The 13,041-nt window shown below is 63.5% G+C and carries 15 protein-coding genes; 10 read left to right on the plus strand and 5 right to left on the minus strand.

The genetic code is table 11. The annotated features are described in order from the left end of the window. The first annotated feature begins 155 nt into the window (after nucleotides 1-155). The 5 genes from S4A8_RS06460 (at nucleotide 156) to S4A8_RS06480 (ending at nucleotide 4,092) form a co-directional block, all read left to right on the plus strand. Entirely contained in the window at nucleotides 156-500 is a 345-nt protein-coding gene (locus S4A8_RS06460) for an ABC transporter permease (RefSeq protein ID WP_353219583.1), read from the plus strand. Between the two features lie 32 nt (nucleotides 501-532). After that, nucleotides 533-1,711 (plus strand): ABC transporter ATP-binding protein, encoded by a 1,179-nt coding sequence (locus S4A8_RS06465; RefSeq protein ID WP_353219506.1) that lies wholly within the window; start codon nucleotides 533-535, stop codon nucleotides 1,709-1,711. Between the two features lie 71 nt (nucleotides 1,712-1,782). Next, nucleotides 1,783-2,946 (plus strand): aromatic ring-hydroxylating oxygenase subunit alpha, encoded by a 1,164-nt coding sequence (locus S4A8_RS06470; protein ID WP_353219507.1) that lies wholly within the window; start codon nucleotides 1,783-1,785, stop codon nucleotides 2,944-2,946. Between the two features lie 123 nt (nucleotides 2,947-3,069). Continuing rightward, on the plus strand, nucleotides 3,070-3,285 hold the full coding sequence (locus tag S4A8_RS06475; RefSeq protein WP_353219508.1) for a TIGR02450 family Trp-rich protein: 216 nt from the start codon (nucleotides 3,070-3,072) through the stop codon (nucleotides 3,283-3,285). A gap of 90 nt (nucleotides 3,286-3,375) precedes the next feature. After that, on the plus strand, nucleotides 3,376-4,092 hold the full coding sequence (locus S4A8_RS06480) for an alpha/beta hydrolase (protein WP_353219509.1): 717 nt from the start codon (nucleotides 3,376-3,378) through the stop codon (nucleotides 4,090-4,092). Between the two features lie 48 nt (nucleotides 4,093-4,140). Here the strand turns inward: S4A8_RS06480 and S4A8_RS06485 are convergent, their stop codons facing one another. The 3 genes from S4A8_RS06485 to S4A8_RS06495 form a co-directional block, all read right to left on the minus strand. Beyond that, the gene (locus S4A8_RS06485) at nucleotides 4,141-4,461 is read right to left on the minus strand and encodes a hypothetical protein (protein ID WP_353219510.1); all 321 of its coding nucleotides are present in this window, start codon (nucleotides 4,459-4,461) and stop codon (nucleotides 4,141-4,143) included. 236 nt (nucleotides 4,462-4,697) lie between these two features. Beyond that, nucleotides 4,698-5,561 carry a BPSS1780 family membrane protein gene (locus S4A8_RS06490; protein ID WP_353219511.1) on the minus strand — a complete coding sequence of 288 codons (864 nt, stop codon included), beginning with the start codon at nucleotides 5,559-5,561 and terminating at the stop codon, nucleotides 4,698-4,700. Between the two features lie 101 nt (nucleotides 5,562-5,662). Beyond that, on the minus strand, nucleotides 5,663-6,469 hold the full coding sequence (locus S4A8_RS06495) for a helix-turn-helix transcriptional regulator (RefSeq protein ID WP_353219512.1): 807 nt from the start codon (nucleotides 6,467-6,469) through the stop codon (nucleotides 5,663-5,665). Between the two features lie 241 nt (nucleotides 6,470-6,710). Here S4A8_RS06495 and S4A8_RS06500 point away from each other — a divergent pair, with 241 nt between their 5' ends. Both S4A8_RS06500 and S4A8_RS06505 read left to right on the plus strand, forming a co-directional pair. Further along, a complete protein-coding gene (locus tag S4A8_RS06500) occupies nucleotides 6,711-8,051 on the plus strand; it encodes an APC family permease (protein ID WP_353177456.1) in 1,341 nt (446 codons plus the stop codon). A gap of 19 nt (nucleotides 8,052-8,070) precedes the next feature. Continuing rightward, entirely contained in the window at nucleotides 8,071-8,973 is a 903-nt protein-coding gene (locus S4A8_RS06505; RefSeq protein WP_353219513.1) for a carbon-nitrogen hydrolase family protein, read from the plus strand. Nucleotides 8,974-9,008: 35 nt separating this feature from the next. Here the strand turns inward: S4A8_RS06505 and S4A8_RS06510 are convergent, their stop codons facing one another. Together S4A8_RS06510 and S4A8_RS06515 are read right to left on the minus strand one after the other, a co-directional pair. Beyond that, nucleotides 9,009-9,410, minus strand: coding sequence for a tautomerase family protein (locus S4A8_RS06510; RefSeq protein WP_353219514.1), 402 nt, complete (start codon nucleotides 9,408-9,410; stop codon nucleotides 9,009-9,011). A gap of 140 nt (nucleotides 9,411-9,550) precedes the next feature. Further along, entirely contained in the window at nucleotides 9,551-10,153 is a 603-nt protein-coding gene (locus S4A8_RS06515; protein ID WP_353219515.1) for a cysteine hydrolase family protein, read from the minus strand. Between the two features lie 109 nt (nucleotides 10,154-10,262). Between S4A8_RS06515 and S4A8_RS06520 the strand changes: the two genes are divergently transcribed. The 3 genes from S4A8_RS06520 (at nucleotide 10,263) to S4A8_RS06530 (ending at nucleotide 13,015) form a co-directional block, all read left to right on the plus strand. Continuing rightward, a complete protein-coding gene (locus tag S4A8_RS06520; RefSeq protein WP_353219516.1) occupies nucleotides 10,263-11,138 on the plus strand; it encodes a LysR family transcriptional regulator in 876 nt (291 codons plus the stop codon). A gap of 533 nt (nucleotides 11,139-11,671) precedes the next feature. After that, the gene (locus S4A8_RS06525; protein ID WP_353219517.1) at nucleotides 11,672-12,316 is read left to right on the plus strand and encodes a hypothetical protein; all 645 of its coding nucleotides are present in this window, start codon (nucleotides 11,672-11,674) and stop codon (nucleotides 12,314-12,316) included. A gap of 153 nt (nucleotides 12,317-12,469) precedes the next feature. Continuing rightward, a complete protein-coding gene (locus tag S4A8_RS06530) occupies nucleotides 12,470-13,015 on the plus strand; it encodes a hypothetical protein (RefSeq protein WP_353219518.1) in 546 nt (181 codons plus the stop codon). Nucleotides 13,016-13,041: the final 26 nt, after the last annotated feature.

A 13,041-nucleotide genomic window follows, 5' to 3' on the forward strand; every position in this document is an offset into this window, starting at 1 on the left:
CATCGCCACACCGCTGGTCGTACTCGGACTGGGCTATCTGAACTTCTTTGCGCGCCTGCATCTTGTCGCCACACCGCTGGGCATTGGCCTGGCACATGCCGTGCTGGCGTTGCCCTATGTCTATCTGGTGGTGGCCTCGAGCCTGAACGGCCTGAATCCGGCGCTCGTGCGCGGCCCGCAGCCTCGGCGGTGGCCCGATCGCGGTGTTTCGCCATGTCTATCTGCCCGTCATCCTGCCGGGCCTGCTGGGCGGCATGCTGCTGGCCTTCACGCTTTCCTTCGACGAAGTGGTCATCGCCTACTTTTTGCAGGGCCCGGACGCGACCACCCTGCCGGTGAAGATATTCATCGATCTTCAGTACAGCCTCACGCCGGTGATCGCTGCCGTATCCACCCTGCTGCTGATGTTCACCACCCTGCTGCTGGCCGTACAGATGGTGCTGATGCTGCGCCGTTCCCGTATCAGTCTGCTGCCCGGCGGCATGAAGGTCACCGAATGAGCGCCCAAGCGACCTCTATCCCAAGGAATGCCATGCCGACATCTGCCGCGACCGCGAACGTTCACACGACCACGGCCCCCGCCGCCAGCGAGTCCGTATCCTCCGATTCAACGGCGATCGGCGTACGCGCGCTTTGCAAACGCTATGACGACAAGCGACCGCTGGCGGTCGACCATATCGATTTCGAGGTCGGCGCCAGCGAATTCGTCACCCTGCTCGGGCCCAGCGGCTCCGGCAAGACCTCCACATTGATGATGATCGCCGGCTTCGAACAGCCGAGCGCGGGCGACATCATGCTGCACGGGCGCCCGGTGACCGGCGTGCCCGCCCGACATCGCGATCTGGGCGTCGTATTTCAGCATTATTCGCTGTTTCCGCATATGTCGATTCTGGACAACGTTGCCTTTCCGTTGCGGATGCGCAAGGTCGGCCGCAGCCAGCGACGCCAGGCGGCGATGCAAATGCTCGAACGCGTGGATCTGGCCGCGTTCGCCGATCGTCGTCCGGGCCAGCTCTCCGGCGGCCAGCAACAGCGGGTAGCGCTGGCCCGGGCGCTGGTATTCGACCCGGCCGCATTGCTGCTCGACGAACCGCTCGGCGCCCTGGACAAACGCTTGCGCGACCAGTTGCAGACCGAGATCAAGACCATTCAACGCAAACTCGGCGTCTCGGTTCTGTTCGTCACCCATGATCAGGACGAGGCGATGATGATGTCCGACCGTATCGCGATCATGAATCATGGCCGCATCGCCCAGATCGGCACCCCCGAAAGCCTCTACAACCACCCGGCGACCTCCTTCATCGCGACCTTTCTCGGCGAAACGAATCTGCTGCCCTGTGCGATCGAGTCGCGCAACGCAGGCGAAGCCACCGTTCGACTCGCCGACGGCAGCCGTGCGGGTGCGGTCGTCGGCGGCAACCTGACGTCTGCAGGCGAACATGCGCTCTCGATCCGGCCGGAACGCCTGCTGCCGGTATCCGGGAATGCCTTCTGTGCGGGCAGCGTCGATGCAACCGTTCTATCCCATACCTATCTCGGCGCCAGCCACCGACTCGTCGTCGAGGGCCTGGGCCAGCAATTAACGGTATCGCTCACCGATGCCAGCGGGGTGGCCATTCCGGAAATCGGGGCATCGATCCGCCTGGGATGGCAACAGGCCGATGCGCAGCTCATCACGCTGGACGAAACCGCAGATAACGAGTCGAGTTGATATCCCGCCGCCGCGGTCTCGCAGATCGCGCGCGATTACGCCCCTACGCCAACTGATAGAGAGAGCACGCCATGGCCCACGACACTGCCACGCTAAACCTGATGGACACGGTTGCGCGTCCGTTCTCGAATGCGATCGCCATGCCCCCGAGTGTCTATACCAGCGATGCCTTTCTGGAACACGAGCTCAATGACCTGTTTCGCAGCGAGTGGATCTGCGTTGGTCGCGCCGAAGCGTTGGCCGAACCCGGCGATTTCATAACCTACGACCTGGTCGATCAGCCGGTCGTGATCCTGCGTGACGAGCACGGGGAACTGCGCGCGCTATCCAACGTATGCCTGCACCGCATGTCGGTACTGCTCGAAGGCTGCGGCAACGTCCAGCGCATCAAATGCCCTTATCACGCCTGGACCTACAGCCTGAACGGCGAACTGCGCGCAGCCCCGTTCATGAAGGAAACAGCGGGCTTCAAGCAACCCGAATACCGCCTGCCGGAGATCCGCTGCGAGCAGTGGATGGGCTGGATCTATATCACCCTCAATGACGAGATCCCCAGTGTGCGCGAGCGGCTAGGCGATCTGGAATCGCTGATCGCGCATTATCATGTCGAAGATTACCGGCAGACCTTCTACGAAACGCACGTCTGGAACACGAACTGGAAGGTACTGGCCGAGAACTTCATGGAGAGCTATCACCTGCCTGCCTGTCACGAGGCGACCGTGGGCCCGCACTCGGCGATCAAGGACATGGACTGCCCGCCAGGTTTCGCCCATTTCAACTATCACTGGATCACCAAGGAAGCGTCGCTCGCGATCGGCAACGCCCATCCAGACAATGACCGGCTCACCGGGGACTGGCGAAAGACGACCGCGCTGATCGCGATCTATCCCAACCATTTCATCACGCTTACGCCCGGTTATTTCTGGTATCTCACGCTGCACCCCCGGGGTGTCGACCAGGTGCACATCACCTACGGCGGCGGCTTGTCACCCGAATTCATGGCCGACCCGAAGGCCCAGGAATACCAGACAACGCTCAAGAACCTGCTCGACGAGGTGAATGTCGAGGACCGCTGCTGCACCGAGCGTGTCTACCGAGGCTTGAGCTCGCCCGCGGCACGCCCCGGCAATATCAGCTACCTGGAGCGCCCTGTCTACGACTTCGCGCAATACATTGCTGAACGTATCGGCGGTTTCGAGCGTAGATTCGATGAATCGGGTTCCGCAGCGACCTGATATCGCATGGCTGCTGCCGGCATCCCGGCGCCATCGTGGGCGTCGGGGCGGTTTATCGGTGGCATGCGCGTCAGCCGCACCGTGAACGCGTCGGCGAGCGACGCCGCTGCGTAGAACAGCGCCATGAATCGCATCAATCCCGACAAGCTCCATCACAGCAAGTGGACGGCGACCCGGCCGAGGGCGAAAGAAAAACACTTCATCGTCGTCGAACTGCTGCGTGACGAGCACGACCATGTGGCCCAGGCCGTGCTCGAAGCCGTGCTCACCCGGCGACGCATTACACTCGCCTGGCGTGATCTGAACGACGACGAGCACTGGCAGACCGGCTGGCGATAGCCCAAACGGGGCAGGCGCAGCCCACACCATGGCCCCGTGCAGCGGTTACACTCCGACCATGATCCGGCCGAACAATTGTCCTACGCAGGCATGAACACTACCGAATTTCAGCGTCGTTACGGCACCGGCATGACGCCGCCCAGCCGGCGTCTGCTCGCCGGCGAGCTGCTGACCCCGCTTCGGCTCGCGCTCGACCCGGCTCAGTACAAACGCCTGCCGCGCCATATCGACGGCCGGGACCGACCGGTCATGCTGCTGCCCGGCCTGGGCGCTGGCCCGGCGTCGATGTGGCTCATCCGCCGCTACCTGCGCCGCTGCGGCTTTCGTACCTGGGATTGGGGCCAGGGCAAGAACCACGGCGATGTCGACCAACTGACGCCATCGGTGATCGAGTGCCTGCGGTCGCTGGTCGATCGCCTGAACACACCCATCGCCCTGGTCGGCTGGAGTCTGGGCGGCTATATCGCACGCGAAATCGCCCGCGAGCACCCGGAACTGGTCAGCCGCGTCGTCACGCTCGGCAGCCCGGTCGTCGGCGGGCCCAAGTACACCGCGGTCAGCCATGTCTACGAACGCCGCGGCCTGTCGATGGACGCACTCGAAGCCGCCACCCTGGAACGCTATACCCGCCCCATCGAACGGCCTGTCCATGCCATCTATAGCGAAGCCGATGGCGTGGTGGCCTGGCAGGCCTGTATCGATCGCTTCAGCGACGATGTCGAGCATATCCAGGTGACGGGCAGCCATGTCGGGCTGGGGTTTTCCAAGCAGGTGCTGCGCTTGCTGCCCGAACTGCTGGACGCGTAAGCGCGTCAGCTGTCGAAAACCCTGGCCCTACTTGGGGTTGCTGGCGGTCTATACCCGCACGTCGACCGCGCTGCCGGCGAGATTCCGGCCGGAATCAATCAACAACTGGGTCAACTCGGTTTTTGCGACCTGCAGCTCACCCTCGGTACCGGCGATACGCGAGCGCGCCGATTGCACGGCGGCGGTCAGACTGCTGTGCTTGTCCGTGGTTTCCCCGGCCAGTACTGCATTGGCCGCGCGCGCTTGAGCCGTGTGCGCGGCCTCGAGCGCCTGCATTTCCCAACGCAGTCGTTGTTCGAGCGCCTCGATCTGCGAGCGCACCCGCCCGACTTTCGAATCCTGCTCGGCCGAAGCCTCTGTCTTGGCCACGGGTTCAACCCGCACGGGGGCGGGCGTGGCGCCGGCCGCGGATTCTTCGCCACGCGACGCGGGCGCAGCTGGGGGCTGAGACGCCGCATGCGACAACGCCCCACTCGCTGCACTGGGGGTTATTTCCGACATCCGACCACTCGACGGTACTGATACGCCATGACGATCAATCGGCCGCGATACGGAAAAACTTTAGCCCGCGATGCCCAGGGGCACTACCGCGCCGCCCCACTTGCCTAGAGCACGTAACCCGTATCGGCTTCCAGGCCGAAGATATCGCGAAACGAGGTATAGATCGTCAACGACATCAAGGCGATGAAAAACAGCGAGGTGGCGAGCGCGGCAATGCCGACCAGGATATGCGCCAGCACACCGAGCATGCCGCCCAACCACAGGTTGATGAGCGAGAACAGGACCGCGAAGACCCCGACAAGCACGATGCTCAGGCCGGCACTGACCAGGCCGTAGAGCGTGAATGCCCGCCAGTTGATCAAAACCGCATGCAGACTCTGCTTGAGTGCCTGTACCGGCCCGCGCTCGCCGAAAAACACCAGCGCCGGCTGAAACCAGGTCGCCGCGACATAGAAAAACATGGCCAGCAGCATGACCAAGAACAGGATCACGCCCAGCGATCCGGAAATATCGACCTGCTCGGCGGGCATGCGGAAATCGGCCATGCTGACGCTCGATTGCGACATCCCGATCACGATCAACAGCGCCAGCGACCCGATCACCTGCAATGCGACCTGGGCCGCGCCTGCCAGAAGGAGTGCCTTGGTGCGCTGGCGCAGTCCGATGAGCACATCGCGATAGACCAGGGCATGGCCATAGGTCACCCGGTAGGCCAGATACAGCAGCCCGACCGAAAATACCGGCACGAACAGCCCGGTCAGCAAGTCGCCGATATAAGGCACGAAGGCACACGCCAAACCAACCAGCAGGCCACAGGCCAGCAGAATCAGCGTTGCCAAGATCCAGTGCTCGGTATCCGTCGACAACAGCTCGATGGCCTCACGCCACCAGACCCCGCCCTGGCCCGCGCTCACCCGATGTGCTTGCCCGACCCGACATACCGGTTCGAGCGACGCCTCGTCGACCATTGTCCTTCCCCCTTTGGCTAGCCGCTGGCGGTAATCCCCCGCCCGAAACCATCGCGACCCGTTTTTTATACCAGACGCCAGGACATTCGTTGATGACGCGCTCACTGGGCGTCGGTCAGCCGGGTCAACAAGGGCAACAACAGGGCAAACAACTGCGCCTGGGAAGACACGGCACATCGGCTATAGAGCTGGCGTCGAAACACCTTCACCGTCTGGGCGCTGATACCCAGCGCCCGCGCGATGGAGCGCGAGGAATGCCCGCGCAGAATATACAGCGCGACCTCGGCCTGGCGCGGACTCAACTGGATGCCGTGCTCACGCCAGAGTACGTGCTGCAGGCGACGGCTCAGCGGCAGCGCCTGCTTCGGCTGGCCCGGCGCCGGTTGGTAGTCGCGCCAGTGGGTTTCCATGAGCGCGCTGAGCGTGGCCTCGTAGCGCTTAAGCGCATTGATTTCGCGCGGCAGAAAACGGGTACCGCTCGATCGATCCTTGCCCAGGCAGGCCGTCAGCGTCACCCCCGGCGAAACCCGCGCAAACACTGCGACTTCGTCGATCAGCGTGGTCTGGCGATAGTAGCTGCGGTAGTACTCGCTGCGCCGGAACCGATCCGGGGCGATATCGGCCAGTCGTTCCACGCCCGCATCGCGGCCGGCACGGTGTTGCAGATAGAACGGGTCGAGCAGATAGGCGCCCTGCAGGTATTCGCTATCCATCGGCAGATAGACCACCGGATCGACATATTCGCGATAGAGCGCCTCCGGGCGCTGCTCGCCGCAGTAGGCGATGACGATGAGGTTGTCGAATGCGGCCACGCAGCGCAGCAGCGCCGTAAATCGCGGCATGAACTGCGGGGTATTCAACGCCCGGATCGCCGTGGCGATAGCCGCCCGCGTGTGCGTATCACGCATGCCTGAACACTCTCTGCGCCGCGATTACGTACCCCCGAGGGGTTATATACGATGAGCGCGTGCCGTGGCTATGGTCATTGAGGAATCTTAGGGGGCCTGGGATCGATCGTCGCCGACCATCTGCAAAAGCGGTGTATCGCGCCTCGGGCATGGTTTGGACGGGTTCTGCCAACCGCAGGCCCGCCGGCGCGCGAGGTTAACGCTTCGTTGCCGCGCCGGACAATCACGCATACCAACTGACATGTCACAAACCGATACACAACTCGAACGCACCCTGACGCTCAAGGCCGTCGTCCTGTTCGGCCTGGCCTACATGACACCGCTGATCGTGCTCGGCACCTTCGGTGTGGTCGCCGATGCCACCCACGGCGCGGTGCCCACGGCCTATCTGCTGACCACGCTGGCCATGCTGTTTACGGCCTACAGCTACGGCATCATGTCGCGGCGCTTTCCCGCGTCCGGATCGGCCTACACCTACGTGCGCAACGCTATCGACGACCGCGTGGGCTTCATGGTCGGCTGGGGCGTACTGCTGGATTATTTCTTCCTGCCGATGGTGATCTGGCTCATCGGCGCCGCCTATCTGAACGCGCGCTTCCCGGAGGTGCCGAGCTGGGTGTTCCTGCTGGGCTTCATCGGTCTGACCACCGCGCTCAATGCCTATGGGATCAAGCTCGCCGCGCGGGTGAACTCGCTGCTGATGGTGTTTCAGGTGCTGGTCATCGCATTTTTCGTGCTGCTGTCGCTGCGCCATGTATTCGCCGTCGACGGTGCCGATGCGCTGTTGAGCACCACGCCGTTTTTCAACGACCAGTCGAGCATGTCGAGCATCGCCGCGGGCGCGGCCATCGCGGCCTATTCCTTTCTCGGGTTTGATGCGGTCACCACGCTCACCGAGGAAACCATCGAGCCGCGCCGCAATATCCCGCGCGCGATCCTGCTGACCGCGCTCATCGGCGGCGGTATCTATGTGGCCGTCGGCTATACCACCCAGCTGGTCCACCCGGGCGCGAATTTCAACGATACCGACTCCGCCGCCTTCGAGATCGCGCGTACCATCGGCGCCGACCTGTTCGGGGCGATCTTTCTGGCCGGCATGGTCCTGGCCCAGTTCACCTCCGGCATCGCTGCTCAGGCCAGCGCCTCGCGCCTGCTCTATGCCATGGGTCGCGACGCCGTGCTGCCGCGGCGGCTGTTCGGCGCCTTGCATCCGAACTTTCATACGCCGGTATTCAATATCGTGCTGACCGGGGCAATCGGCATCGTGGCCGTATTCCTGGACGTGCTTTCGGCGGCCTCGTTCATCAACTTCGGTGCGTTCATCGCCTTTACCATGGTCAACGTATCGGTGCTGTTCATGTACCGTCGCGACCGGCCGACACGCGATCGTTACGGCGTGATCGGCGGGCTTGTGATTCCCGGCATCGGCGCGCTGGTCAACCTCGCCCTGCTGACCCAGCTCGACAGCCATGCGGTGGTTTTGGGCCTGATCTGGCTGGCGCTGGGCGTCGCGCAACTGGCCTATCTCACCCGCGGCTTTACCCGGCAACCGCCGCAAGTGCAATTCAGCGAGGCTGAATGAGCCCGCAGTGGAGCAATCCATGACGCGTTTTCTTCCCGTACTGGCGATCCAGGCGCCTGCGCAGTCGATGCGCGATGCCGACGATACCGCCCGTTTCGAGCAACAGCTGCAGGTGCATCTGAGCGACTTCGGCCCCAATTTCGGGCCCGAGGATAAGGACACGCCGCGTCTGGTGGTCTACCCGGAAATGCATTGCTGCCCGAGCGCGGGCACGCCCGAACAGCGCCAGGCCCAGCTCGAAGCCGCCGCCGAACCCATCGACGGCCCGCGTATGCGCGCGCTTGGCGATATCGCGCGTCGCCAGGGCATCTGGTTGCAGCCGGGCAGCCTGTGCGAGCGTGGCGCGGACGGTCATCTCTACAACACTGCGCCCGTGTTCTCGCCCGCGGGCGAATGTGTGGCCGCGTATCGCAAGTGTTTCCCCTGGCGACCGTTCGAACCCTATCGCCCCGGCTCGCAATTCAGCGTGTTCGAAATACCGGGCGTCGGGCGTATCGGCCTGGCGATCTGTTACGACATCTGGTTTCCCGAAGTCTGTCGTCAGCTGGCCTGGCTGGGCGCCGAGGTGATCATCAACCCGGTGGCCACCACCACCAGCGACCGGGCCCAGGAGCAGGTACTCATTCGCGCGAATGCGATCTTCAATCAGGTGTTCATGGTGAGCGTGAACGCGAGCACGCCGGCCGGTGTGGGCGAAAGCGCCATCATCGACCCGGAAGGCCGTGTGCGCGCACAGCTGCCCGGCGCCACGGCCGGCACGCTCACCGACGTGCTCAACCTCGACGAGGTCAGCCGCGTTCGTCGCTTCGGCACCGCCGGACTCAACCGGCTGTGGTCGCAATGGCGCGAAGACGACCCGGCCCTGGAGCTGCCCATGTACGAGGGCCGGCTGGACCCGCGCCGATGGCGCGAACGCGGCTGAGCGCGGCCGGCCGATCGCCTATACGAAGGCAGGATTCATAGCGATTTACCGCGGATATAGCGATACTCCTGGGTCTGGCCGGCATAACCCCAGGCATCGGCATGCACTTCGTGGATGACGATATAGCTGGCCGGGGCCACGTCGCCGAAGATCTCGGCCACGGCGGCGAATACGGCATCGATGTACTGCGCTTTTTCGCCCTTGGTATTGGTGCCTTCGGTCACTTTTATCTCCAGATAAAAGCCCACCTGCGACTGGCTGGCCACATCCTGTGCACCCACATACCAGCGCCCGGCTTTTGCACAGGTGATTTCGACCGCGGTCAGCTCACGCTTTTTGCCGAGCAGCGTGGCGGTCAGCTCGGTGAGCGTGTCGGGAACCGCCTGGGCCTGTGACCGCGACACATCCTGGGACACATGAAAACTCAGATATGGCATAGCCCACCCCGCGTGTTTGGCCCGGCGCGGCGCGCCGGTCGAGCGAGCATAGCCGGTTTACCGGCGCGGCCACTATCGCGTCGAAACACCCCGCACACGAGCCATACGTGCACGGGGCGTGTTGCGTAGCGCACACCGACTCAGCCCGCGAGGATGGTCTCGGTGCGCAAGAGCCGGGCGAAGATGTCGGAGAGCATGGTCATCTCCGCGCGATGCAGATCCGCAGCCTTGATCACGCCCTGCCCATCGGCGGCGGGCAGATCGCGGGTGGTGACCGCGTCATCGGCGATCGTGACCCGATAGCCCAGCTCGTTGCCCACGCGGGCAGTGGTCGACACACAGACATGGCTCATGAAGCCGCTGAGCACCACATGGTCGATGCCCTGTGCCTCGAGCCGGGCCTGCAGATCGGTCCCGCCGAAGGCGCTGGGCACATGTTTGACCAGTACCGGCTCACCTTCGCCCGGCGCGACTTCCGGCATGATCGATACATACGGGCCATCCGGATCGAACATCGCAGCCCCGGGCTCACCGTGATGGCGAATATGAATGATCGTGCCGTTTTGTTCGCGCCAGTGGGCGATCAGGCGGGCAACGTTGGCGAGTGCGGGCGCAAGCCCCGACAGCTTCAAGGCGCCCTCGCGATATTCCTCCTGGGCATCGATCACGATCAGCGCCGCATCCCTGGGCGTGCCCGTGGGGAGGTTGGCCTCGGCAATTTGCAACATGGTCTGGGCGGTCATTTCGGCGCTCCTTGGAAAGTGTGCGCACAGCATGAGCCTGCCAATTCGCAATTAAAATCGGTTACTTTGCAGGTATATTCTGCATAAACGCAGAACCCGACCAACCAAGATGCCCATCAGCACACTCGACTGGGAAGGCCTGAAAACATTCGCGCTGGTCTGCCGGGGCGGGACCATGAGTGCCGCGGCACGCGAGCTCGGCGTCAATCAAACCACCGTGGCACGGCGGCTGCAGCGGCTCGAAGACTATCTGGGCTATCCCCTGCTGCGCCGCGATGGCCAGACGCTGCGCGCCACGGCAGGCGCCGCGTCTTTGCTAGCAACGGCCGGCGCCATGGAAGATCAACTCGCGGACGCACTGGTCGATGCCCAGCGCCCGCCGGGTCGTCGCGAAGTCTCGGGCGTGGTACGGCTAACCGGCGTACACGGCGTGCTCGAACACGCCGTGGCACCGCGTATCCCCGCCCTGCTGGCCGATCATCCCGGCCTGCGACTGGATCTGATCGGCGGCAATCGCAACCTGCGCGTGGCCCAACGCGAAGCCGATATCGCCTTGCGTCTGGCCTGCCCCACCAGCGGTGCCTTCGATACCCGGCGGCTGGGCAATCTCACCTATGGCATCTATTCCACACGGCCCGATGCCGACCCGTATACCGCGCCCTGGGTCGATCTGGACGAGCAATTCATCGACAAGCCCGAACAGCGCTGGCTGGCCACGCATTTTCCCGACCGACACACCATCGCCCGTGCCAACCGCAACGGTATCCTCGCGCAGCTCACCCGGGCGGCCGACGCCTGCTGTCTGATGCCACGTTGCGTGGGCGATAGCGTGCCCGACCTCGTCTGTCTGGGCGGCCAGACCGCCACCCGCGAGCTCTGGCTCGTGGTTCATCAGGACATGGCCTATCTGCCACGCGTGCGCGTGGTCGCCGACTGGCTGGCACAAACCCTCTGCGATGACCGGTGGGTGAGCCTGGCCCGATAGCATCAGCCGCAAATCCGCAGGCCGCCACCTGACAATCGCGATTTCCGCGCCTGCCAGCGACGACCGCGCAAAGGCGGTCGAACACCACGCTTTAGCCGCCAATGCACGGCAGCCGCCAGCACGCGAAGTGCAGCCTCTGTGCTGTTTAGTACGTGTGCAAAAACGCCTGGAAACGCGCCCCCGCACAAAACCGGCCGCGTGCAAGCGCCCTGGTCAACGCGGGCATCTGCCCTGCCACGCGGACGCCGACCTCTGCCAACAAACACGCAATAACCGTATTGAGCCACGCCATCTCACTGCACCAAATTGTTGCAATGAGAAGACAGACCGTCCGCGAATTTTTACCGACGGATATTTTTAAAGTTATTCCAACGCCTGTCGTTAGCTGAGGATATACGCCGGGTCGAATCGGATGTTTACCCAAGCCTCCTGGCGCTATGCCACATCGCAATATTCAACGACCGGGCCGGGCATGAAGCATTTTTCCTCGATAAAGCATTTCGTCGTATTGGCCGCAGGCGCCTGCATGGTGAGTGTGGTCGCCGCGCTATGGATCGCTCAGCGCCGGCTTCATGGCCGTGGCGGCCCTCATCGACCGTCTCGTGCGGGGCTCGGACACATTCACGATCTGCACCCCGCGCTCGACCCGCAGCACGCCGGCGGAACACTACACGATGGGCTGGTTCGCCCACCCGGTGCCGCTCGAGTTTCCGATCGCGGATCGCTTTGCCGATACCGTCGCCGCCGCACGGCAGGCCAACAAGGCGGTGCGTTTCATGGTGGGTGTACCGATCTATCCGGCACAGAAGGTCATCGATCCCACGCTATCGAGCATGCCCCCGGAGATGACCAGCCTGTCGTTCATCGATACGCGCCTGATCCCGACCTTTCGCGATCTGTCCGCTCATGCCTATACCGTGATCGGTACCCGGCGTAACGCCAAGTCGGTACATTACTGGGTCAACCGGGTGGGCCATGGCACCAATCTGAACTTCATGCATCCCGACACCCCCGAAATGGCGGCCGGCCTGCCCGCATTTGCCGATCTGTTTCGTCAGATCGTCGACACAGTCATCGCCACGGGCGATTGTGACCTGGCCGCCGAACGACAGCGCTGGCAGGCACTCGTGGATAGCTACGAGGCCACCCCCGCGCCGCTGATACGCGCGGCTGCCTGAACCATGGCCCCAATGCCAGCGCCCCCACGGGGCGCTGGCGCCGGCAGGTGTTTTCCAAGCCATTAAATTGGGCACAACTGTATGCCTTGAAAGGATTTTTATCGGCAAGCCCCCTGCTATATTACCGCGCTCTCAATCAGGGACAGGGTTGCCATGAGACAGATCGTCGGGTCGCTCGCGCTTTTGTTGCTGGCCGGCTGCAGCAGTGCCGACTATAGTTGTGACGCCTCGCAGACACAGGATCTGGTCAAGCGCCTCTATACGCTCAAGCTCGAGGAAAGCGCTACCCCGCAAAGCGATATGGACCGTATGCTCGGCCAGTATCGCAAACAGCGCAGCCCCGATCTGCAGGCCACCCTCAACGGCATTAATGCGCAATCGGTGGATATCAGCGGCGTTCGGCTCAGCCGAATTGAACAGATGAACGAGCCGGGCGAAGACGCGCCCGAAACGTACGTCTGTCGTGCCTATATCTCGTCGCGCTGGCCCCAGGACCGGCTCGCACGACTCGGGCCGCTGAGCGAACAGCTCGCGCTGGCCGGCATCGAAGTCGACGGCGATCGGCTGGAACACGACATCGGCTACCACTCCATGCTCGACGCGGACGGCCGCCATCAGCGCGTGGAAATCGAAATACCGATCATGCGTCGCATACTGCTGCAAGCGCTCGTCGCCCCGGCCACGGACGCGGCGTCCTGACGCGCGGCCCGGGCGCATCGTGGCGA

The sequence above is a fragment of the Salinisphaera sp. S4-8 genome, assembly GCF_040361235.1.
In the GTDB taxonomy this organism is placed as follows: domain Bacteria; phylum Pseudomonadota; class Gammaproteobacteria; order Nevskiales; family Salinisphaeraceae; genus Salinisphaera.

Bases quoted from the DNA above. Each gene is read 5' to 3' on its own strand.
- S4A8_RS06465 (WP_353219506.1), top strand. From the start codon at position 533: ATGCCGACATCTGCCGCGACCGCGAACGTTCACACGACCACGGCCCCC.
- S4A8_RS06470 (WP_353219507.1), top strand. From the start codon at position 1,783: ATGGCCCACGACACTGCCACGCTAAACCTGATGGACACGGTTGCGCGT.
- S4A8_RS06475 (WP_353219508.1), top strand. From the start codon at position 3,070: ATGAATCGCATCAATCCCGACAAGCTCCATCACAGCAAGTGGACGGCG.
- S4A8_RS06480 (WP_353219509.1), top strand. From the start codon at position 3,376: ATGAACACTACCGAATTTCAGCGTCGTTACGGCACCGGCATGACGCCG.
- S4A8_RS06490 (WP_353219511.1), bottom strand. From the start codon at position 5,561: ATGGTCGACGAGGCGTCGCTCGAACCGGTATGTCGGGTCGGGCAAGCA.
- S4A8_RS06495 (WP_353219512.1), bottom strand. From the start codon at position 6,469: ATGCGTGATACGCACACGCGGGCGGCTATCGCCACGGCGATCCGGGCG.
- S4A8_RS06500 (WP_353177456.1), top strand. From the start codon at position 6,711: ATGTCACAAACCGATACACAACTCGAACGCACCCTGACGCTCAAGGCC.
- S4A8_RS06505 (WP_353219513.1), top strand. From the start codon at position 8,071: ATGACGCGTTTTCTTCCCGTACTGGCGATCCAGGCGCCTGCGCAGTCG.
- S4A8_RS06510 (WP_353219514.1), bottom strand. From the start codon at position 9,410: ATGCCATATCTGAGTTTTCATGTGTCCCAGGATGTGTCGCGGTCACAG.
- S4A8_RS06515 (WP_353219515.1), bottom strand. From the start codon at position 10,153: ATGACCGCCCAGACCATGTTGCAAATTGCCGAGGCCAACCTCCCCACG.
- S4A8_RS06520 (WP_353219516.1), top strand. From the start codon at position 10,263: ATGCCCATCAGCACACTCGACTGGGAAGGCCTGAAAACATTCGCGCTG.
- S4A8_RS06530 (WP_353219518.1), top strand. From the start codon at position 12,470: ATGAGACAGATCGTCGGGTCGCTCGCGCTTTTGTTGCTGGCCGGCTGC.